This is a genomic window from Mesorhizobium sp. Primo-A, assembly GCF_003997175.1.
GTDB lineage: Bacteria > Pseudomonadota > Alphaproteobacteria > Rhizobiales > Rhizobiaceae > Mesorhizobium > Mesorhizobium ciceri.
Window position 1 is genome coordinate 38,855 of sequence record NZ_RZTG01000005.1, and the last position, 19,555, is coordinate 58,409.

The following is a 19,555-nucleotide window of genomic DNA, read 5'->3' on the forward strand; positions in this document are numbered from 1 at the left end:
GCTCCCTCGCCCTTCAGAGATAGCGAGGCGCAAGCAGGATTGCCAGCCTCGCCAGCAGCCGCACAGCGTACCGATGTCTTCAGGGAGCAACGTCGGCGGTCGGAAACCCGCACGATGCGCCGAGACTACGATAGGCCTTGGTGAAGCCGTCCATGGATATGCTTCCAACCGGCGCATCGCCGAAGGAGACGTCAAGCACCGATGCCCGGCGCATGGCGCGCAGGAGCGCCAGGCTGGTCTTGGACTGGTTGTCGACGGTCCAACTGAGCCGGCCGTTGACGGCGCCATCGGAATGGAGCTTGGCAGTGACGCGGCCCTTGTCGTCGCCGAAAGTGGCGGCAACCGACTTGCCGGCCGGCAAGGCCTTGTTGTCGACGGCGATCGTTACGGACGGGTAGGCATCCGGCGGCAGTGCATCGCCGTTCGTGATGATGAGCGTCAGAACGCCGCTCTCGCCGCCAGCGCCGATAAAGGCGGTCGAGGCCGCGCAGGTCTTGCGCAGATCCTCACCGGTGTCGACCTCGTCGACCAGGGTCGACCATCTGCCAAAGGTTTCGAGCTTGGGTGCCGTCTGGGCGGGCGCCGCGGGCTCGGGCTGAGGTGCGGGTTGCGCAGGAGCGGGTTGCGCGGGCGCGGCTTGAGCAGGGGCGGTTTGCGCCAAGGCGTTGCCGGGGAAAGGCCCGGCGATCAAAGCAGCCAGAGCGCCAACGGCGCCAAGGTCGGCGAAACGAAATGGTCGCATCATCAAGGCTCCTGTCGGTCGCCCCGGCCTGCTGAAACGACGCTTGTCGTTGCAGCAGGCCGCAAAACTTCCTATCGCGTCAGCCGAGATAGGGATAGAGCGGGAAGCGATCGGTCAGCGCCACGACCTTGGCCTTGACCGCTGCTTCGACGGCGGCATTGCCCTCGTCGGAATTGGCGACCTTGAGACCATCCAGCACTTCGGCGATCAGCTTGCCGATCTCCCGGAATTCGGCCTGGCCGAAGCCGCGCGTGGTGCCGGCCGGGGTGCCGAGACGCACGCCCGAGGTGACAAAAGGCTTTTCCGGGTCGAACGGAATACCGTTCTTGTTGCACGTGATGTTGGCGCGGCCCAGCGCCGCCTCGGCGCGCTTGCCGGTGGCGTTCTTCGGACGCAAATCGACCAGCATCAGATGGTTGTCTGTGCCGCCGGAGACGATGTCGAGACCGGTTTCCTTGAGGCTGGAGGCGAGCGCCTTGGCGTTGGCGGCAACGCTCTCGGCATAGACCTTGAAGCTTGGCTTCAGCGCTTCGCCGAAGGCAACCGCCTTGGCGGCGATGACATGCATAAGCGGGCCGCCCTGCAGGCCGGGGAACACCGCCGAATTCATCTTCTTGGCGATGTCCTCGTCATTGCACAGGATCATGCCGCCGCGCGGGCCGCGCAGCGACTTGTGCGTCGTGGTCGTCACGACATGGGCATGCGGCAGCGGCGACGGATGCACGCCGCCGGCGACCAGCCCGGCGATGTGCGCCATGTCGACCATCAGATAGGCGCCGACCGCGTCGGCGATCTCGCGAAAACGCTTCCAGTCCCAGACGCGGGAATAGGCGGTGCCGCCGGCCAGGATCAGCTTCGGCTTGGTTTCATGCGCGGTCTTCTCGATGGCATCCATGTCGAGCAGATGGTCGTCCTGGCGCACGCCATAGGAGACGACCTTGAACCATTTACCGCTCATGTTGACCGGCGAACCGTGGGTCAGATGGCCGCCGGAATTGAGGTCGAGGCCCATGAACGTGTCGCCCGGCTGCAAGAGCGCCAGGAAGACGGCCTGGTTCATCTGGCTGCCGGAATTCGGCTGGACATTGGCGAAGTTGCAGCCGAACAGCTTCTTGGCGCGCTCGATGGCCAGTTCCTCGGCCACGTCGACAAACTGGCAGCCGCCGTAGTAGCGCTTGCCCGGATAGCCCTCGGCATATTTGTTGGTCATGATCGAGCCCTGCGCCTCAAGCACCGCGCGGGAAACAATGTTTTCCGAGGCGATCAGCTCGATCTCGTGGCGCTGGCGGCCGAGTTCGTTGCGGATGGCGCCGAAAATCTCCGGATCGGCGTCGGCCAGCGTGGTTTCGAAGAAGGATTCGAATTTGTTCGACACTGCCGCTGCTGTTGCCATAGCCTGAAATCCTCGGGGTTCGGGGGCAATTTTGTTTATGCATGTCGTTGCCCAAACCGCTGTACACTTTTGGGCAACCTGCACGCGGCGCCATTAACACAGTTGTTTTCGCCCCGCCACGTTTGCCACGCGAAATTTGCTGGCCGGATTGCGCCAGCCAGGCCCGCGCGTCGTTATTTCCTCGCCTTCCGGCCCCTCAGCAATGCCTCGGTGAGCGTGATCTCGGTAAACAGCGCCTGCGACGTATGGTCGTTGATCTCGCCGCTGCGAAACATGGCGCGCACGGCTTCGCGCTCGGCTTCGATGCCCGCAAATCTCAATTCGAGCTCCAGCCTTCCGGCTTCACGCGCCTCGGCGCGGGCCTCATCGGCTTCGTCCGAGGCGGCGATGCGGCGCCGGTACCCGGCGACGATGCTGTCGGCGGCGGCAAGCCTGGCGCCGGGCACCTCGCCTCCCTCATCATCTGCGGCTCCGGCGATGCTCTCGATGCGCGCGATTGCCGCCTTGGCGGCGCCGACACGCGCCAGCCGCTCCTCGGCGGCGCCGGCATCCTCACCCGGCTCGACCAGCCCCCTGGCGATCGTCGGCAGAGCGAGACTGGCGAAGACCAGCGAACAGATGATGACGCCGGCGGCCAGGAAAATGACCAGATCGCGTGCCGGGAACGGCGAGCCGTCCGGCATGGCGAGCGGCAGCGACAATATGCCGGCCAGCGTGATGGCGCCGCGCACGCCGGCCACCGAACCGGCGAGCCGCACGCGCAACCCGAACGGCTCCACCTTGCGCTTGCCCAGACGTGCGGCGATGCCGGCTGCGAGATCGCCTACCCATATCCACAGGAAGCGCAACGCGATCAGGCACAGCGTCAGCGCCACGACGGTCGCGATCGGCTGGATGATCGGGTGCAGGCTCATGAGTTCCGGCGGCACATGGCGGATGATGTCGGGAAGCTGCAGGCCGAGCACGATGAAGAGAGCACCGTTGAAAACGAAGGAAAGCGTCGTCCACAGCGACATCGTCTGCATGCGGGCCGAGACGCCGAGGAAGCGAAACACGCCGGAGCCGCCGGTGAGCAGGCCGGCGGTAACAGCCGCCAGAATACCGGACGCTCCGACATGCTCGGCGCCGAGATAGGCGATGAAGGGCAGCAGAACCATCACCAGCACCTGCGCTTCGGCCGGCACGCCGCCGATCCGGTTGAGCAATTGCAGCAGCTTGGCGGCAACGAACAGCGCCGCGACGCCGATCAGGATGCCGATCGCCACGGCATAGAGAAAACTGAACGAAGCCGCGGCAAGGGAAAAGCTGCCGGTCAGCACTGCTGCGACGGCGAAGCGGAACATGACGAGGCCTGAAGCGTCGTTGAGCAGCGACTCGCCTTCGAGAATGTGCATCAGCCGCGCCGGGACGACATTCCTGTCGACGATCGAGGACACGGCCACCGCGTCGGTCGGCGACAGCACCGCGGCAAGCGCAAAAGCGACCACCAGAGGGATGCTCGGCACTAGCCAATGCAAGGCGTAGCCGAAGCCGACGATGGTGAAGAAGACCAGCCCTATGGCCAGATCCAGGATCGGTCCGCGCAGCGCCATCAGTTCACGCTTCGGTGCGCCATAGGCATCGCCGAACAGCAGCGGCGGAATGAACACCAGCAGGAACAGCTCCGGATTGATCTCGACATGGATGCCGCGCACCGGCCAGGCGAGCGCGGCACCGATCGCAATCTGCAGCACCGGCAACGGCACCCGCACCAGGCGAACCAGCGCGCCGGAAAGCGCCACGAAGACGAGCACGACCAGAATGAAGACAGCGACTTCCATGGTCCGGTTCCAGGCTTTCCCGCCGACCATGCGCAAAGCCGGCCGATCCGTCCAGCCGCCCTCCCGTGAAAAACGCCGCGGCACCCAATCAATGAAAAAAGGCCGCCCTGAGAGGCGGCCTTTTTAAATAGAAATCAAATATTTAAAGCGCGGACGTGATCTGCAGCTCGTTGTTGCCATCAAGCGCGTAGACGTCGTCGCGGAACTGCACCACGCCCGGACCGGTCGACCAGGCCGAGAGATAGAGGAAGTGGACCGGCACCGGATTGGTGACCTGGATCGGCGTGTTTTCACCGGTCTTGATCGCCGCCTCGAAATGCTGGCGGTCCCAGCCGGGCGTGTCGCGCAGGATCCAGGTGACGAGGTCGCGCACATTCTGCACGCGCACGCAGCCCGAGGAATCGAAACGCAACATCTTGCCGAACAGGCTCTGCTGCGGCGTGTCGTGCATGTAGACGCCATCAGGGCTCGGGAAATTGATCTTCACCGAAGCCATGGCGTTTTCCGAGCCGGGATCCTGACGGAACCGGTACTTGGCGGCGTCGTCGGTCGACCAGTCGACATTCATCGGATCGACTTCGCTGCCATCGGGCGCGAACAGGCGGATGTGGCTGTTCTTGAGATAATCGGGATTTTTCCGCATCAGCGGAATGATGTCCTTGCGCACGATCGAGACCGGCGCGTTCCAGTATGGATTGACGATGATCTCGGTGATCTTGGAATTGACGATCGGCGTCTGGCGATCGATCTTGCCGACGATCGCGGTGTGGCGAAGCACGACGCGGTCGTTCTCGACCGCTTCGACCTGGGCTGCCGGAATGTCGACCAGCACGTAGCGGCTGCCCAGCGTGCCGGCCTTCTCGCGCAGCCGCTGCAGATTGGTCTGCAACTGGCCAAGCCGGATCTGCGCCGAAACGTTCATCGCCGCATAGGTGTATTTGCCCATCGAGCCATCAGCCGGCAGGCCGTGACGCAGTTGGAAGCGCTTGACTGCCGAGTCGACATAGGAATCGAAAGCCGTCGAAATGCCGGCGCTCTGCGACAGGTCGCCGGAAACCATCAGCCGCTTGCGCAACGGCACCACATCGGGATCATCGACGCCAAGCTGCAGCTTCTTGGTCGCGGGAACCTCGACCCAGCCACCCTGCCCGACAATGTTCTGGTATTGCCCGACCGCCTGTTCCGTGAAGGCAACGGTCTGCGGGCTGAAGATCGGCAGCGTCGAAGCCACCTTGCCACCCTCGCTGGCGCGGGCGTCGAACTGGTCGTCCCAATTGCCGCGCGCCGAGGATTTCAGGATATCACCGATCACATCCTGCGCATTGGCGCCGCCGGCGACCACCGCGGCTGCGAGCGCGGAGGCTCCGGACAGGAAAAAACGACGGCTGGTTTTCATGGACGTTCCAGACATTGGTAGCAGTTCGATCACTTGCTGCGTTGATCACCGGGCGATCTCGCCCGCACTGTAAAATTGGCAATCTTAACAATTAGCCAACCATGGTCCGTATCAGCTTGGTGTGACAATGCACAGGCGCGATACGGGCTGCGGGTGAACGCATGGCCTTCACCACAGCATCACTGCCATTCTCGGTTCCATTGGAATATGGCGGCAACGTGGCCTTGCGGCCAAATCCGACCGGCCAGCATTCCGAAAAGAACGGACCGTGCTTTTTGGGTATCGATCGGCGATCGACCACGCGGTGCAATGACCAGCCAAATCAAAGAAAGGCCGATGCCTCTCGGCACCGGCCCTGACTGAAGGTCGATATTTCGGCCGCGCTTCTGTGGCGCGGGCCGGATCCGATGCGGCGGATGTCTTACATCCTTACATCCGGTAGGCGATGGTGTCGTTCCAGAAGCGGTCGAGCCGCTGCAAAGCGCGGTTCATCTGCTTGAACTCATCGGTGTTGATGCCGCCGACCTGTTCGATCGAGCCGACATGACGCTCATAGAGGCCGGCGACGACCTCGGCCACCTCATTGCCCTTCGGCGTCAGCGAGACACGGACCGAACGGCGGTCGATGCGCGAGCGCTGATGGTTGATGAAGCCGAGATCGACCAGCTTCTTCAGATTGTAGGAGACGTTCGAGCCGAGATAGTAGCCACGCGAGCGCAGCTCGCCCGCGGTCAGTTCGGAATTGCCGATGTTGAACAGCAGCAGTGCCTGGATGGCATTGATGTCGGAACGGCCGTTGCGGTCGAATTCGTCTTTGATCACATCAAGCAGGCGGCGGTGCAGCCGTTCAACAAGCTGCAGCGATTCCATGTACAGGGAACGGATAGCCTCACGGCGATCGTCGGATACGTTGGCGGTCTTCGCCGCCGGACGCGAATTGATCATTGTCTTTGCCTCTCGTTTGTCGCCCTGGTGATTTTTTGTTTTTCACCTTGATCGCGACACTATCGAATACTCATAAAATTCGACTTAAACGCTAGGGCTAACAAGAGCTTACCGGTAAGAGGTTTCGGAAGAGGCTTAACGAACGGTCACCCGAGCAAGGATAATTAACCTAAAGATTTCGGCAACGATTGCAGGGCTCATTCGAGGCGACAGCCGGGCCGCCAATGGGTTCAACGGCTTAGTGGCGGACCGGGCGCTTCTGCAGGTAGATGACGACGCGAAAGACGACGTAGAGCACCGCCACCGCCGCATGCGAGACGACAATCAGCAAGCGGTGGCCGAACAACTCGGGAAAGCCGGCGTACATGACCGTCTCGGTCACCGCGCAAATGAACCATATCACCGGGCCCCAGGACGCCAGCATCCACAGGCCGGCAGCGGCAAAGGGAAAGAACACGGCGAGCACCACCGCCGCGACCTGCCAGTGCACGGGCATCAGGTCGAAACGCCACAGTGTGCCCGGATAAAAGCCGATCAGCTTGATCCAGTAGAGAATGCCGAACAGCAGGCAGTAGCCCGATATGACGCGCTGGAACCAGGCGAAGATCACCTCCACCCCCGAGGGCTGCAGAACGATGCGCCTTGAGGTCACCTCGCTCATATCAGGAGTTCCCGTTCGCCGAGCGGAGCGAAATAGGCGTCGACATCCGCTTCGCTGACCGCTGCGAGGCTTGCCGGCCGCCATTGCGGCTTCGAGCCCTTGTCGATGATGGCAGCGCGGATGCCTTCGTAGAAATCATGGCCGGCGAGCATCCGGTTGAGGATGCGGAACTCCATCTTCATGCAGGCTTCCATGGACAGCGTCAGTCCGGCGCTGATCTGCCGCCAGGCGACGCGCAGGCTGGTCGGCGAGCGGGTGCGGATCGTCGCCAGCGTCTTTGCCGCGAACTCATCGGCGGCGGCCGCACGCTCGAGGCTGTCGATGACGCGGTTCAGGGACGGTTGCGAAAAATGACGGACAATCGCCTCCAGCGTCGGCCTGTCGGTTTCTCGCCTTGCCTGCACGAAGAAGCCGCGCAGCACCGATTCCGGATCGCCGGTCAACGCCAGCCGGTCGAGGAAGCCAGCCTGGTCCTCGGCCTTGATGGTATGGGTGGCCAGCCCAGACCACAGCGCATCGCCATATCGAATGCGATTGCCGGTCAGCGCCAGATACATGCCGAAGGAGCCGCCGAGATCGGGCAGCAGGTGGCTGGCGCCAACATCCGGAAAGAAGCCGATGCCGACTTCCGGCATGGCAAACTGGGCATTCTCGGTCATCACCCGGTGCGAGCCGTGGAAGGAGATGCCGACGCCGCCACCCATGACGATACCGTCGATCAGGGCGACATAGGGCTTCTTGTAGCTGTTGATGCGGGCGTTGAGCCGGTATTCGTCGGCGAAGAACTCGACCGGCGGTTTTCCCGCCCGACCTGTCTCATAGACATGCAGGATATCGCCGCCGGCCGAAAAGGCCCTGCCCTCTGCCTTGACGACGATGACGTCGATGCCCTGGTCGGCCTCCCAGGCGGAAAGAGCGGCGTCGAGCGCCCCGATCATGCGGTGCGTCAAGGCATTGAGCGCCTGCGGCCGCGTCAAGGTGACGACGCCGGCCCGGCCCAGATGTTCGAAGCGGATCTCGTCGCCTCCGCCAAAATCCATCGTGAAAGAATCCCTCTCCCGGCCGCCGGGACTGAAGTGCTAAAGCGTGGCGCATGGGTGCGTCAATGGCGAGGACACCGGTGCAAGCTCTGGCCCGGACCAGGAGCCAGTGCTAAAAATAGAGCTGCAATACGGAAAACTGGGTAGAGTTCATTGCAGCGTACCTGCTGGGTCTTCGAACGGGACGATTGTTTATGACTCGATTTTCGCACCTTGCGCCGGTGGCAATCGGGCTGAGCCTCTGCTTGGCTGTTCACCCGGTCATGGCGGGGACTTTGGAAGACCTCTACAGCTCGCAGACCATCGTCAACGGCAAGTACGAGAAGAACCGCCAGTCCGGCTTCAAGCGCTGCCTCGACGCGGTTCTGGTGCGGGTTTCCGGCGATCAGCGCCTGCCGGCGAAACCTGAAATGACGGCATTGCGCGACAAAGCCGGCACCTTCGTCGCCAGTTTCCACTATCGCGACCGCATGGAAGGCATTCCCAACCATGACGACCAGGGCACGTACGATCGGCCTCATAATCTCTACTGCCAGTACAAGCCTGCTGACGTCGACCCGGTGCTGGCTTCGCTCGGCAGCAGGCCGTGGCTGACCGAGCGGCCACGGCTGGTGGTGTTTTTGGCGACCGAGCGCGGAACAACGCATTACGCGCTCGATGCCGAGGACGACCGTGGCATGCTGATGCGCGAATCGTTCGGCAATGCCGCCGTACCGCTGGCCATGCAGGTGACTTTTCCCACGGTGGCGCAGCTGTCGCAGGCCGGATTGGACGATCAGGCGCTTCGCAATGCCGAGATGACGAAGCTCGACACCCTTGCGGAGAAGGCCGGCGCCGACCAGGCGCTTTACGGCAGTCTCGTCTGGAGCGACAAGGAACTGGGCTGGATCGCCGACTGGCGGCTGGCCATGGCCGGCAAGACCTACATCTGGCAGGTGCGCGGTGTCGGCTTCGACGAGGCTTTCCGTGTCGCCATCAGGGGCGCGGCACAGATTCTGTCAGGCAATGGGCAACCCGAATAGGCCTCGACCCGGTCGCTGGCACAATCGTGCCGCATTGGTCAGCGGCGGGAGCTCGTGGTAAAAGCCTGCCCGAACGAGAGTACTGGCGATGAACAAATTCACCCCCGCAAAGCCCGCCGGCGCGCGCGGCGTCGACGAAATCACCGGCAGCCGCCGTCTGCGCCGCATGCGCAAGGCCGACTGGTCGCGCCGTCTGGTGCAAGAGAACCGGCTCACGGTCGACGATTTGATCTGGCCGATCTTCGTCGTCGAGGGCAAGGGTGTTTGCGAGCCGATCGCCGCCATGCCCGGCGTCTTCCGCCTGTCGATCGATCTCGCCGTCAAGGAGGCAGAGCGCGCGGCAAAACTCGGCATTCCCGCCCTCGCCACCTTCCCCAATGTGGACATCTCGCTGCGCGACCAGACCGGCTCGCACATCCTCGATCCCGACAATGTCATCAACCGCGCCACCCGCGCGATCAAGGATGCGGTACCGCAGATCGGCATCATCACCGACGCAGCGCTCGACCCATTCACCAGCCACGGCCATGACGGCATCCTGCGCGACGGCATCATCGTCAACGACGAGACAGTGGAACAGGTGACCGCCGCCGCAGTCATCCAGGCGGCCGCCGGCGCCGACATCATCGCACCGTCCGACATGATGGACGGCCGCATCGGCGCCATCCGCGACGCGCTCGATGCCAATGGTTTTCAGGACGTGGCGATCATGTCCTATGCGACCAAATTCGCCTCGGCCTTCTACGGACCCTATCGCGAGGCGGTGGGCACCGCCGGTCTGCTCAAGGGCGACAAGAAGACCTATTACATCGACCATGCCAATTCGGACGAGGCGGTGAGAGAGGCCGAACAGGACATCGCCGAGGGCGCCGACATGCTGATGGTCAAGCCCGGCCTGCCCTATCTCGACATCATCCGGCGGCTGAAGGACGAGTTCCAGATGCCGACCTTCGCCTACCAGGTGTCGGGCGAATATTCGATGATCAAGGCGGCAGGCGCCAATGGCTGGATCGACGGCGAGAAGGCAATGCTGGAATCGCTGCTCGCCTTCAAGCGCGCCGGCTGCGACGGCATCCTGACCTATTTCGCACCCGAAGTGGCGGAGATGCTGAAGGGGTAATTTCTCTTCGCGACGACGGCCGGTCGCGGCGAGCAATGTCGGCCAATCCGCTTCGACATCCATACCAATTTCCGGCTCTTGGCCGGGGAATCCATAGCGAGGGCCACTTGACCGTTGCGTGGGCTTCGTTTGAGCTTGAAAATACCGCTTGCAATTCACAATCGGTTTGTTACAAAAAACTGCTTGCAAAACACAATCGGTTATCGAGGAGGCTCGCATGTCCAAACTTCGCGTCAACGCTTTCACCCTATCGCTCGACGGCTATGGCGCCGGTCCCGATCAGGATCTGCAAAATCCGCTCGGCGTCGGTGGGGAATCCTTGCACAAGTGGTTTGTCGACACCCGCACCTTCCGCGAGATGGTGCTCGGACAAGATGGCGGCACCACCGACGTCAACGAGGCGTTCGCGGCGCGCAGCTTCGAAAATGTCGGCGCCTGGATCCTCGGCCGCAACATGTTCGGACCGATCCGCGGCGAATGGCCTGACGACAGCTGGAAAGGCTGGTGGGGCGACAACCCGCCCTATCATGTGCCGGTTTTCGTGCTGACCCATCACAAGCGGGAACCGATCACGATGGAGGGCGGCACCACTTTCCACTTCGTCGTCGACGGCATCCATTCAGCTCTTGAACAGGCAAAGGCTGCCGCTGGCGGCAAGGATGTGCGGGTCGGCGGCGGCGTCGCCACCATACGGCAATATCTGCAGGAAAAACTGATCGACGAGATGCATCTGGCGATCGCGCCGCTGCTGCTGGGCACGGGCGAGAACCTTTTTGCCGGCCTGGACATGCTCAAGCTCGGCTATGTCTGCAGCGAGCAGGTGGCGACCCCGCTCGCGACGCACGTCACCATCAAGCGGGCGTAAGGTGGAGAGCCAATCTCTCCCCTCGTGGGGGAGATCGCAGCTTCGTCTGCCTCAATACTTCTCCGGCACGTAGAGCTCGCGCGGCAGCACCTGGCGTTCGTATTCGGGGTTGAAGACGCGCTCCGGCAAAGTGATCTCCTCGTGCGGCACTTCCTCGTAAGGCAGCTGCTTGAGCAGATGGTCGATGCAGTTCAGCCGCGCGCGTTTCTTGTCGTTGCCCTCGACGATGAACCAGGGCGCTTCCGGGATGTTGGTGCGGGCGAAGGTCTCTTCCTTGGCCTTGGTGTACTGCTCCCAGCGCACGCGCGACTGCAGGTCCATCGGCGACAGTTTCCACTGTTTCATCGGATCGTGGATGCGCATCAGGAAGCGCATCTGCTGTTCCTCGTCGGTGATCGAGAACCAGTATTTGACCACGGTGATGCCCGAGCGGACCAGCATGCGCTCGAATTCCGGCACGTCGTGGAAGAATTCTTCGACCTGATCGGGCTGGGCAAAGCCCATCACCCGCTCGACGCCCGAGCGGTTGTACCATGAGCGGTCGAACAGCACGATCTCGCCGCCGGCCGGCAGATGCGGGACATAGCGCTGGAAATACCATTGCGACTTTTCGCGCTCCGTCGGCGCCGGCAGTGCGACGACACGGCAGATGCGCGGGTTGAGGCGCTGGGTGATGCGCTTGATGACACCGCCCTTGCCGGCCGAATCGCGTCCCTCGAAGATCACCACCAGCTTCTTCTTGTGGTGGGCGACCCAGGACTGCAGCTTGATCAATTCGGACTGCAGGGTGATCAGGTCGCGAAAATACTGCATGCGATCGATCGAAGGCGGATGCGAGTTCTTGTAGATCTTGGCGATCTCCATCGACAGCGCCGGCTCCGACATTTCGAGCTCATAGTCTTCGTCAAGCGTGTCGGCGAGCTCGGCTTCAAGCCAATCCCTGGCCGGAGAATTCTGTTTTAGCTCGGTCATTATCGGCTGCTCCACTTGCAAGCTCTGTCGATCCACGTCCGGCGCCCCAAACTCCCGGCCTACAGCCCGGGAACGGCAACACCTGAGCCGACTTCCATATAGGCCTGCAATGACGGTTTTATTGCAGCGCGAGCATGGTCACCACCGCTGTCGGTCCAGCCAGGCATGATCGATCCGCCGCGCTGGCATGGAGACACGTCGCCCAAATTGTCCTACAAATAGCGGCCACTTTCGGGCGGCCCTCCCCAGCCCTTTCCCAATGCAATCGCGAGGACGACATGGAATACCGCACCCTCGGCCGTTCCGGCCTGAAAGTATCGACACTGACCATGGGGACCATGACGTTCGGTGGCGCCGGTGCTTTTTCGGCGGTCGGCAAGACCGATCTCGACGAAGCGCGCCGGATGATCGATCTCTGTATCGACGCCGGCATCAATGTCATCGACACCGCCAATGTCTATTCGAACGGCATTTCCGAAGAAATCATCGGCGAAGCGCTCGGCGGCAAGCGCAAGGGCGACGTGCTGATCGCCTCCAAGGCACGGATGCGGATCGGCAAAGGTCCAAACGACGAAGGCCTGTCGCGCCATCACCTGATTCGGGAATGCGAGAAGAGCCTGAAGCGGCTCAAGACCGACGTCATCGACATCTATTTCCTGCACGAATGGGATGGCGTGACGCCGCTGGAGGAAACCATCGGCGCGCTCGACACGCTGGTTGCCCAGGGCAAGATCCGCTATGTCGGCTGCTCCAACTATTCCGGCTGGCAGGTGATGAAGGCGCTCGGCATCAGCGACAGCCGTCATCAGCCGCGCTTCATCACGCAGCAGATCCACTACACGCTGGAAGCGCGCGAAGCGGAGTACGAACTGCTGCCGATTTCCGTCGACCAGGGGCTGGGCGTTCTGGTCTGGAGCCCGCTTGCCGGCGGATTGCTGTCCGGCAAATACCGCCGTGACAGCCCCACCGCCCGCCAACTCGCGGGCTGGTCGGAACCACCGATCCGCGACGAGGACCGGCTGTGGCGGATCGTCGATGTGCTTGTGGAGATCGGCGCGCAGCGCGGCGTGTCGGCAGCGCAGGTGGCGCTGGCCTGGCTGCTTGGCCGGCCGTCCATCAGTTCCCTGGTGATCGGCGGCAGGACGGAAACGCAGTTCCTGGACAACATCGCGGCGGCAAGCCTGGTGCTTTCCGACGAGGAGCGCGCGCGCCTCGACGCGGTCAGCCGGCCGCCCTTGCTCTATCCCTACTGGCACCAGCAGCTGACGGCAAAGGACCGCTTTGGTGCCGCCGATCTGGTGATTGACCGAAGCGGCATCTGATCGGCAAATCGATGGCGATAGGTATCGCCGCCGCAATGATGGGCATGGCCCCATCATTGCGGCGCGCATCTTGCAAGCCTGGCCATCATCGACGCACTATCGCTTCAGCTGTTGTGTTTGACGGCTAATGCTCCTAGGCAGGACCAGAGCCGCGAGGCAGTGAAAAAGGAGCCGATATGGCGCGACCACCAAACTACGATCAGGAACGCAAGGAACGCGACCGCCAGAAGGCGGCCAAGAAGGCCGAGAAGCTGGCAGCCAAGGTTGCAGCGAGGGAACGTTCGAAGCCCGAAGACGAGACTGAAGCCGAAACCGAAACGGCAAAGTGACGGCAAAAGGCCCGCAGATGCGGGCCGTGCCTCAATCCGGATTGCCGCCTCGGATGTCGCCTTGTGTCAGGCCGGCGCCTTGTCGCTGACAAAGACGTCCACTTCGCGCGCCGCCGCAATGAAGGCGCGCCTGGCGTTCATCGCCGGCTTGTCGCCGGCGAGTGCGTCATGGCAGGCCTGCAGGGCCGCGCGATGCTTGGGGCTGCGCTTGCCGGGCCAGCTGTTGAGGAGGTAGTCGGAAGCCTCACGCGCCGTGCGCAAGAGCTGAGTGCTTCCCGCCGCGACTGACTTCACAGTCACAGGTGTTTCAAATCGGTTGTTTTCCATCGCCGCTCCTTACGCCATCGGCGTCTGCGAAGCGAGGGCGAAAGTGCGCACACGTCCAGACGCCGCTTTGCGCCCCTTCATCCACCTTAAGCAGCAACGACGGCAAAGCCTCTGGCGCGAAGACCGCGCCGATCGTTGGCGAGCGACGTCACCAGCCGGTCGCGGCTGCCGACAATGTGGACCGAGAGCAGGCGCGCGGCTTCATCGGCGTCGCCACGGCGTGCCGCCGCCAGTATGGCGCGATGTTCGGCCCAGGCGCGGCTGAGGGCCGCTTCGTCGCGAACCTCCAGCCAGCGCGCCCGTGACAGGCGTGTCATGGCATCACGGACCGCCCGGAACAGGAATTCATTGCCCGACAGACGCGCCAGTTCGATGTGAAAATCCATGCCGACGCGATGCCATTCCTCGCGCGGCGTGTCGTTGTCGCAGGATTCGAGCATCGCCTGGATGACATCGATGGCGCTCCGGTCCGCCAGGCCGCATGTCAGGCGAACTGCCGCAACCTCGACCGCCTCCCTGTAGACGGCGATCTGCTCGAGTTCAGCCAGATTGATCGGCGACACCGTCCAGCCGCGCCCGTCCCTGCCGACCAGCCCCTCGGTCTCGAGCCGCAGCAGTGCTGCCCTGACCGGGGTTCGCGATGCACCGAAACGGCTCTCGATCCAGCGCTCGGTCAGCTTTTCGCCGGGACCGATCTCGAGGCCCAGGATCATCTGCCGAAGCTGTTTTTCGACGCTGTGCATCTGCGACATTGTCGTTTCCACCTTTTGGCCGTTTGCGATCGTCTTGCCGATCACGTTCGACAGGCTGCATTGACAGCGGCCAAGCTTGCGTCCATGACGTGCACCATCTTGGTATCCCAAATTGGTATCCGCAGCAAGCATCGATAAAAGAGTTGCTGGGACAGGACACACGACATGCAGCAGAGCACGCCCCCGGCGAACGACAGCACCTACAACATCCACTGGCGGCGCAATCTGTTCGTGTGCTTCGCCGGTTCGTTTTCGACGCTTGTCGCCATGACGCTGCTTCTGCCGTTCCTGCCGCTCTATATCGAGCAGCTGGGTGCCGAGGGTCACGCGGCGATCGTGCAATGGTCGGGGATTGCCTATGGCGCGACGTTCTTCGCGGCGGCGCTGGTGGCGCCGCTCTGGGGACGTCTCGGCGACCGCTATGGCCGCAAGGTGATGCTGGTTCGCGCCAGCTTCGGCATGGCCATATGCATGTCGCTGACCGGCATGGTGCAGACGGTCTGGCAGCTGGTGCTGCTGCGGCTGCTCATCGGCTTTGCCGGCGGCTACTCCTCGGGATCGACCATCCTCGTCGCCATGCAGACCCCGAAGGAGCGTTCCGGCTGGGCGTTGGGCCTGCTGTCGGCCGGCATCACGGGCGGGGCTCTGGTCGGTCCGCTGGTTGGCGGCGCCCTGCCGCCGCTGATCGGCATCCGCGCCACCTTTCTCCTCTCCGGCGGCGTCATCTTCCTGGCATTCCTGGCGACCACGTTTCTGATCAAGGAGAATCCCCGGCCGAAAACAGCAGACGCCGCAGCGACGCAGAAGCGGAAAGGCGGCTGGTCACAAATCCCCGACAAACGGCCTGTTGTCGCCATGCTGGCGACCGGCATGCTGTTGAGCTTCGCCACCATGTCGATCGAGCCGATCATCACCGTCTATGTGCAGCAGCTCATCGAGGACCAGAGCCGCGTGACGCTGATATCAGGCGTCGTCATGTCGGCGGCGGCCCTTGGCGCCATCCTGTCGGCCTCGCGCCTGGGCAAGCTCGCCGACCGCGTCGGCCACTGGAACGTCATCATCGGCGCGCTTGCCGTCTCGGCGCTGCTGCTGATCCCGCAGGCCTTCGTCACGCAGAGCTGGCAACTCATCGGCCTGCGCTTCCTGATGGGTCTGGCGCTGGGCGGGCTGTTGCCCTGCATCACCAGCGTGATCCGCCACAATGTTCCCGATGGGGTCGGCGGCAATGTGCTCGGGCTGTCGATCTCCGCCCAATATGTCGGGCAAGTCGCCGGCCCCTTGCTCGGCGGCTTTGCCGGTGGTCATTTCGGCATGCGTTCGGTGTTTCTGGGCACATCCGTCTTGATGGCCGGCGGCGCGGTGTATAACTGGCTGGCACAGTCACGCCGCGAGCAGGACATGCTTGCCCACGCCGGCAAGCCCTGACGGGGTTGGGCGTCACAGGGCCCCAAACATGAGCACAGCCGAACGACCTTCCGACAACAGCAGCCGTATCCTCGTCCTGGCCGGGGGCTTCTGCGGTGCTGCCGGCGTGGCGCTGTCGGCCGCGGCAGCGCATCTCGGCGGCGCCTTCGTTGGCACCGCCGCATCGTTCCTGCTGATGCATGCGCCGGTCTTCCTTGCCGCCGGATTGCTTGGCGCGAACCGGATCCTGCGCATCGGCAGCCTAATCCTGCTGGTTGGGCTTCTGCTGTTCTGCGGCGATCTGCTGGCCCGCGATTTCATCGGGTCGCGGCTATTCCCGCTGTCGGCGCCGATCGGCGGCACGCTGCTCATTGCCGGCTGGCTGGCGATCGCTGCCTCGGCGCTGGTGCGCGTGCGGTCCTGAACGCCCGCCGGCACCAAACGTCGAGCGTGGCGGCTAATCCTGCCGGCGCTCGGGCTTGATAAGCAATTCGCGATTGCGCCGCCGCAGCTTGGCCAACCGATGCCGCTCCGGCCGTTCGGAAGCCGGCGCGATGCCCCAATAGTTGCGATAGATGTCTTCAAATAGATAGCTCACGGGATGCATGATGTGCGCTCCTTTCAGCGCCTGAATCGATCCAATCGAGAGGTGCGAAAAACCGACCCCGATCAGCTCCGCTTGCGCTCCACAAGGAACCGCAACTCGCGGACCCATAGACTGGTTTTGCCGCGGCGCTTCTGCGTCGCGGTGTTCGACGAGATGCTCCAGTCGTTGCGGTAAATGTCTTCGAACAGAAAATTGACGGGATGCATGACACAAGTCCCTACTTGATGTTGAATCGATCCAATTCTGCCAGCAGGCGTTTCCTTGGATCGATTCAAACATAGGCCCTATCGAAGCCACGATCAAGCCAAAATTTGAACCGATCCAACGAAAGTGTTAAATGGGAAGAATTCAGGAGACGAAGATGGCGCCACTTATCTCTGCAAAGACAAGACCGGTCCGGCTGGCGGACATTGCCAAGGCAGCCGGCGTGTCGCACGGCACCGCGTCCAACGTCTTCGCCCGTCCGGAGATCGTGCGCGAGGAGGTCCGTGAACGGGTCAAGGCGGCAGCCGAGGCCATGGGATATGGCGGACCGGATCCCAAGGGCCGGCTGCTGCGCGCCGGCAAGGTCAATGCCATCGGTGTCGCGACCGCGGAACCCCTCTCCTATTTCTTCGACGATCCCTTTGCCCGGGTGATGATGGCCAGCATCTCGCAGGCTTGTGACGCGACCGGTGCGGGGATTTCGCTGGTCTCCGCCGTCAATGGGGAGCAGCTCGCGTGGAACATCCAGAGTGCGCTGGTCGATGGCTTCATCGTCTTCTGTGTCGATGGCGGCTCAAAGCTGGTCCAACTGGCGCGCGAACGCAAGCTCCCCTTTGTGGCGCTCGATCTCGATTCGGACGACGACGATGCGGTCGCGGCGATCGGCGTCGACAACATCGCCGGTGCCGGCCTGGCGGCCCGCCACCTGACCGAACTCGGACATCGCCGCTTTGCCGTGCTTACCCTGCCCTGTGCCGACGCAGGCTTCGGCCCTACCACAAGGGAGCAGGTGGAAATGGCCCTCTATTCCGCTACGCGGGACCGCTTGCGTGGCTATTTCGCGGAACTCTCCCGCGTCGACATCGACGTCTCGCGTGTGCCGATCTACGAGACCGTCAATGACGAGAAGAGCGTGTGGGCCGGCCTCGACCATATTTTCGCCGGTGCCGAGGCGCCGACAGCCATCCTGGCGATGTCGGACAGGATGGCGCTCCATGCGCTGGACTGGCTGCGGCAGCACGACATTGCGGTACCGGGCGATGTTTCTGTCGTCGGCTTCGACGGTGTTCCGGAAGGGGCGGTTTCCAAGCCGCCGCTGACCACGATCGTCCAGCCGATCGCCGAGATGGGCCGCCTTGCCGTCAAGGCGATCCTTGAAAATGATGGTTCGTTCAGCCGGCAATCGCTGCCGGTCGAACTCGTGGTGCGGGCCTCATCCGGCCCCTCGCCCACCTGAGCTCAACGGCCCATTCTTGTCGCCATGCCCGGCATCGCGAAGGATGCAGCATGGACGGGCGGTGCGGCGCTGTGAGCCGGCCTGCTTTTGGCGGACCAGCCAAGGCCCGATAGCCATTCGAGATAGTAGGCGAGCGCGAACTGCATGACGATGCCGGCCGATATCAACAGGCTGTCATAGGCAAATCCGCCCGGATTGATCAGCTTCAGCACCTGCGCCGCCATTGCAAGCACCGTGCCGGCAATGAAAACCGGCAGCGATCGTTTGCCCAATATGGCAAGCGGATGATCGCGCCCGGTGCGAAACAGATTCGAGATCGCCGGGAATGCCACGATCAGGTAGCTCACTGCGAGTATATGCAGGAGCCTCGGCAGCGACAGGAACGTCTTGTCGAAACCGGTCAGCACCGGAGGCAGGCCAAACCAGGAGATATGCCCCCAGAGCGGGCTGTGCACCCAGACCAGGGCCACAACGGTGTAGGCCAAGGCCGCCCCAACCAGCCAGCGATTGACCGGGATGGTGCCGCCGCGACGCACATGCAGCGTGCCCGCCAGGCCGATGTTGAAAAGGAACTGCCACGACAGCGGGTTGAGAAACCAGAAGCCGGGCTCGGGGTAGTTGGGCGGAGCAATCTGATAAATCCCCGCGACCAGCCACAGGGCGCCGGATGCCACCAGTGCCAGGACCGGCCGATAGCTGACAATGAGCAGGAACAGCGGCGCCAGCAAGAGCAGCACCGCATAGACGGGCAGGATGTTGTTGTACCCAAGTTGGTGGCCGAGCGTCACGATGCCGATCAGCACCTGCGGCGTATTCTTGATCAACGGCTCGATGTTGATCATCGTCAAAAGCTCCGGCCGCCTGGCAAACACTGCCGCAGCGCAGAAAATGGCCATCACCACCATGGTGGTGACGATGTGGGTGGCATAAAGCACACCGGCGCGGCGCAACATCTTCAAAGTTGCCAGCAGCCGGTTTCCAGGCTGGAATTTCTTGCCGTAGGCGAGCGCGACCGAGATTCCCGAGATCAGCACGAAGACCTCCGCCGCATCCGAAAAGCCGAAATTCTTGTATGTCAGATACTCGAAGGCGGTACCCGGCACATGGTCGACATAGATGGTCAACAAGGCGAGAGCACGGATCACATCGATGCGCGTGTCGCGCTCAGTGCGGTCCGGGACACGCGCCTCGCGGTCCGGGACACGCGCCTCGCGGTCTGGGACACGCGCATCGCGGTCCGGGGAAATCTGGGTGGTCATCGACAAAAAGGCCTCAAAGCTGGTTGTTCATACCGGCAATGCGACCCCCGGCGCACCGCTTCGATTCCTCCCGAAGGATGTTATCGGCGGAGAAACGGACTGTAATGCGCCCGGTTCAATCAACTTTCGCGGGGCTTG

Annotated in this window: 20 protein-coding genes; 8 read left to right on the forward strand and 12 right to left on the reverse strand. The window is 62.9% G+C overall.

Annotation, left to right across the window (positions count from 1 at the left end; translation table 11 throughout):
• Nucleotides 1-79: 79 nt before the first annotated feature.
• The 7 genes from EOC83_RS10825 to EOC83_RS10855 all read right to left on the reverse strand — a co-directional run bounded on the left by EOC83_RS10825 (nt 80) and on the right by EOC83_RS10855 (nt 7,997).
• Nucleotides 80-745, reverse strand: coding sequence for a hypothetical protein (locus EOC83_RS10825; protein WP_024504683.1), 666 nt, complete (start codon nt 743-745; stop codon nt 80-82).
• Between the two features lie 76 nt (nt 746-821).
• Nucleotides 822-2,135: a serine hydroxymethyltransferase gene (gene glyA / locus EOC83_RS10830; protein WP_013532252.1), complete on the reverse strand. Its 1,314-nt coding sequence runs from the start codon at nt 2,133-2,135 to the stop codon at nt 822-824.
• A gap of 173 nt (nt 2,136-2,308) precedes the next feature.
• Nucleotides 2,309-3,955: a Na+/H+ antiporter gene (locus EOC83_RS10835; protein ID WP_013532253.1), complete on the reverse strand. Its 1,647-nt coding sequence runs from the start codon at nt 3,953-3,955 to the stop codon at nt 2,309-2,311.
• A 142-nt stretch (nt 3,956-4,097) separates the two neighbouring features.
• The gene (locus EOC83_RS10840; protein WP_013532254.1) at nt 4,098-5,351 is read right to left on the reverse strand and encodes a L,D-transpeptidase family protein; all 1,254 of its coding nucleotides are present in this window, start codon (nt 5,349-5,351) and stop codon (nt 4,098-4,100) included.
• A gap of 429 nt (nt 5,352-5,780) precedes the next feature.
• Nucleotides 5,781-6,296 (reverse strand): winged helix DNA-binding protein, encoded by a 516-nt coding sequence (locus EOC83_RS10845; protein ID WP_008875359.1) that lies wholly within the window; start codon nt 6,294-6,296, stop codon nt 5,781-5,783.
• A 238-nt stretch (nt 6,297-6,534) separates the two neighbouring features.
• Complete coding sequence (locus EOC83_RS10850) at nt 6,535-6,957, reverse strand: DUF6163 family protein (RefSeq protein ID WP_024504684.1); 423 nt, start codon at nt 6,955-6,957, stop codon at nt 6,535-6,537.
• The gene (locus tag EOC83_RS10855; RefSeq protein WP_013532256.1) at nt 6,954-7,997 is read right to left on the reverse strand and encodes an enoyl-CoA hydratase/isomerase family protein; all 1,044 of its coding nucleotides are present in this window, start codon (nt 7,995-7,997) and stop codon (nt 6,954-6,956) included. The genes EOC83_RS10850 and EOC83_RS10855 overlap by 4 nt, the downstream gene beginning before the upstream one ends.
• 194 nt (nt 7,998-8,191) lie before the next feature.
• Between EOC83_RS10855 and EOC83_RS10860 the strand changes: the two genes are divergently transcribed.
• The 3 genes from EOC83_RS10860 (at nt 8,192) to EOC83_RS10870 (ending at nt 11,004) form a co-directional block, all read left to right on the forward strand.
• On the forward strand, nt 8,192-9,019 hold the full coding sequence (locus tag EOC83_RS10860) for a DUF2066 domain-containing protein (RefSeq protein WP_063167763.1): 828 nt from the start codon (nt 8,192-8,194) through the stop codon (nt 9,017-9,019).
• An 88-nt stretch (nt 9,020-9,107) separates the two neighbouring features.
• Complete coding sequence (gene hemB, locus EOC83_RS10865; RefSeq protein WP_027162429.1) at nt 9,108-10,139, forward strand: porphobilinogen synthase; 1,032 nt, start codon at nt 9,108-9,110, stop codon at nt 10,137-10,139.
• A 217-nt stretch (nt 10,140-10,356) separates the two neighbouring features.
• Nucleotides 10,357-11,004 (forward strand): dihydrofolate reductase family protein, encoded by a 648-nt coding sequence (locus EOC83_RS10870; RefSeq protein WP_063167762.1) that lies wholly within the window; start codon nt 10,357-10,359, stop codon nt 11,002-11,004.
• Between the two features lie 51 nt (nt 11,005-11,055).
• Here EOC83_RS10870 and ppk2 read toward each other — a convergent pair whose 3' ends face one another.
• Nucleotides 11,056-11,976 (reverse strand): polyphosphate kinase 2, encoded by a 921-nt coding sequence (gene ppk2, locus EOC83_RS10875; RefSeq protein WP_013532260.1) that lies wholly within the window; start codon nt 11,974-11,976, stop codon nt 11,056-11,058.
• Nucleotides 11,977-12,254: 278 nt separating this feature from the next.
• Here ppk2 and EOC83_RS10880 point away from each other — a divergent pair, with 278 nt between their 5' ends.
• Nucleotides 12,255-13,298 carry an aldo/keto reductase gene (locus EOC83_RS10880; protein ID WP_013532261.1) on the forward strand — a complete coding sequence of 348 codons (1,044 nt, stop codon included), beginning with the start codon at nt 12,255-12,257 and terminating at the stop codon, nt 13,296-13,298.
• A 176-nt stretch (nt 13,299-13,474) separates the two neighbouring features.
• Nucleotides 13,475-13,627 carry a hypothetical protein gene (locus EOC83_RS10885; protein WP_013532262.1) on the forward strand — a complete coding sequence of 51 codons (153 nt, stop codon included), beginning with the start codon at nt 13,475-13,477 and terminating at the stop codon, nt 13,625-13,627.
• 66 nt (nt 13,628-13,693) lie between these two features.
• On the opposite strand, the gene EOC83_RS10890 is transcribed toward EOC83_RS10885, so the two are convergent.
• Together EOC83_RS10890 and EOC83_RS10895 are read right to left on the reverse strand one after the other, a co-directional pair.
• Complete coding sequence (locus EOC83_RS10890) at nt 13,694-13,927, reverse strand: DUF982 domain-containing protein (RefSeq protein ID WP_244506945.1); 234 nt, start codon at nt 13,925-13,927, stop codon at nt 13,694-13,696.
• 113 nt (nt 13,928-14,040) lie between these two features.
• Nucleotides 14,041-14,706 carry a GntR family transcriptional regulator gene (locus EOC83_RS10895; protein ID WP_063170207.1) on the reverse strand — a complete coding sequence of 222 codons (666 nt, stop codon included), beginning with the start codon at nt 14,704-14,706 and terminating at the stop codon, nt 14,041-14,043.
• Nucleotides 14,707-14,871: 165 nt separating this feature from the next.
• Here EOC83_RS10895 and EOC83_RS10900 point away from each other — a divergent pair, with 165 nt between their 5' ends.
• Both EOC83_RS10900 and EOC83_RS10905 read left to right on the forward strand, forming a co-directional pair.
• Nucleotides 14,872-16,131: a multidrug efflux MFS transporter gene (locus EOC83_RS10900; protein WP_063167761.1), complete on the forward strand. Its 1,260-nt coding sequence runs from the start codon at nt 14,872-14,874 to the stop codon at nt 16,129-16,131.
• A 28-nt stretch (nt 16,132-16,159) separates the two neighbouring features.
• Nucleotides 16,160-16,534, forward strand: coding sequence for a DUF423 domain-containing protein (locus EOC83_RS10905; protein ID WP_024504690.1), 375 nt, complete (start codon nt 16,160-16,162; stop codon nt 16,532-16,534).
• Between the two features lie 33 nt (nt 16,535-16,567).
• Here the strand turns inward: EOC83_RS10905 and EOC83_RS32775 are convergent, their stop codons facing one another.
• Nucleotides 16,568-16,996 (reverse strand): hypothetical protein, encoded by a 429-nt coding sequence (locus tag EOC83_RS32775; RefSeq protein WP_164746092.1) that lies wholly within the window; start codon nt 16,994-16,996, stop codon nt 16,568-16,570.
• An 82-nt stretch (nt 16,997-17,078) separates the two neighbouring features.
• Here EOC83_RS32775 and EOC83_RS10920 point away from each other — a divergent pair, with 82 nt between their 5' ends.
• Nucleotides 17,079-18,158 (forward strand): substrate-binding domain-containing protein, encoded by a 1,080-nt coding sequence (locus EOC83_RS10920; protein ID WP_063167760.1) that lies wholly within the window; start codon nt 17,079-17,081, stop codon nt 18,156-18,158.
• Between the two features lie 2 nt (nt 18,159-18,160).
• Here the strand turns inward: EOC83_RS10920 and EOC83_RS10925 are convergent, their stop codons facing one another.
• Nucleotides 18,161-19,417 (reverse strand): OpgC family protein, encoded by a 1,257-nt coding sequence (locus tag EOC83_RS10925; RefSeq protein ID WP_082826437.1) that lies wholly within the window; start codon nt 19,415-19,417, stop codon nt 18,161-18,163.
• Nucleotides 19,418-19,555: the final 138 nt, after the last annotated feature.

What these genes read in the sequence shown, in the direction of transcription:
- EOC83_RS10885 (WP_013532262.1), top strand. Translation starts at nt 13,475, where the DNA reads ATGGCGCGACCACCAAACTACGATCAGGAACGCAAGGAACGCGACCGC.
- EOC83_RS10845 (WP_008875359.1), bottom strand. Translation starts at nt 6,296, where the DNA reads ATGATCAATTCGCGTCCGGCGGCGAAGACCGCCAACGTATCCGACGAT.
- hemB (WP_027162429.1), top strand. Translation starts at nt 9,108, where the DNA reads ATGAACAAATTCACCCCCGCAAAGCCCGCCGGCGCGCGCGGCGTCGAC.
- EOC83_RS10920 (WP_063167760.1), top strand. Translation starts at nt 17,079, where the DNA reads ATGGCGCCACTTATCTCTGCAAAGACAAGACCGGTCCGGCTGGCGGAC.
- EOC83_RS10905 (WP_024504690.1), top strand. Translation starts at nt 16,160, where the DNA reads ATGAGCACAGCCGAACGACCTTCCGACAACAGCAGCCGTATCCTCGTC.
- EOC83_RS10860 (WP_063167763.1), top strand. Translation starts at nt 8,192, where the DNA reads ATGACTCGATTTTCGCACCTTGCGCCGGTGGCAATCGGGCTGAGCCTC.
- EOC83_RS10855 (WP_013532256.1), bottom strand. Translation starts at nt 7,997, where the DNA reads ATGGATTTTGGCGGAGGCGACGAGATCCGCTTCGAACATCTGGGCCGG.
- EOC83_RS10880 (WP_013532261.1), top strand. Translation starts at nt 12,255, where the DNA reads ATGGAATACCGCACCCTCGGCCGTTCCGGCCTGAAAGTATCGACACTG.
- EOC83_RS10835 (WP_013532253.1), bottom strand. Translation starts at nt 3,955, where the DNA reads ATGGAAGTCGCTGTCTTCATTCTGGTCGTGCTCGTCTTCGTGGCGCTT.
- EOC83_RS10825 (WP_024504683.1), bottom strand. Translation starts at nt 745, where the DNA reads ATGATGCGACCATTTCGTTTCGCCGACCTTGGCGCCGTTGGCGCTCTG.
- EOC83_RS10895 (WP_063170207.1), bottom strand. Translation starts at nt 14,706, where the DNA reads ATGTCGCAGATGCACAGCGTCGAAAAACAGCTTCGGCAGATGATCCTG.
- EOC83_RS10840 (WP_013532254.1), bottom strand. Translation starts at nt 5,351, where the DNA reads ATGAAAACCAGCCGTCGTTTTTTCCTGTCCGGAGCCTCCGCGCTCGCA.
- EOC83_RS10900 (WP_063167761.1), top strand. Translation starts at nt 14,872, where the DNA reads ATGCAGCAGAGCACGCCCCCGGCGAACGACAGCACCTACAACATCCAC.
- EOC83_RS10870 (WP_063167762.1), top strand. Translation starts at nt 10,357, where the DNA reads ATGTCCAAACTTCGCGTCAACGCTTTCACCCTATCGCTCGACGGCTAT.
- EOC83_RS10925 (WP_082826437.1), bottom strand. Translation starts at nt 19,417, where the DNA reads ATGACCACCCAGATTTCCCCGGACCGCGATGCGCGTGTCCCAGACCGC.
- glyA (WP_013532252.1), bottom strand. Translation starts at nt 2,135, where the DNA reads ATGGCAACAGCAGCGGCAGTGTCGAACAAATTCGAATCCTTCTTCGAA.
- EOC83_RS10850 (WP_024504684.1), bottom strand. Translation starts at nt 6,957, where the DNA reads ATGAGCGAGGTGACCTCAAGGCGCATCGTTCTGCAGCCCTCGGGGGTG.
- EOC83_RS32775 (WP_164746092.1), bottom strand. Translation starts at nt 16,996, where the DNA reads ATGTTTGAATCGATCCAAGGAAACGCCTGCTGGCAGAATTGGATCGAT.
- ppk2 (WP_013532260.1), bottom strand. Translation starts at nt 11,976, where the DNA reads ATGACCGAGCTAAAACAGAATTCTCCGGCCAGGGATTGGCTTGAAGCC.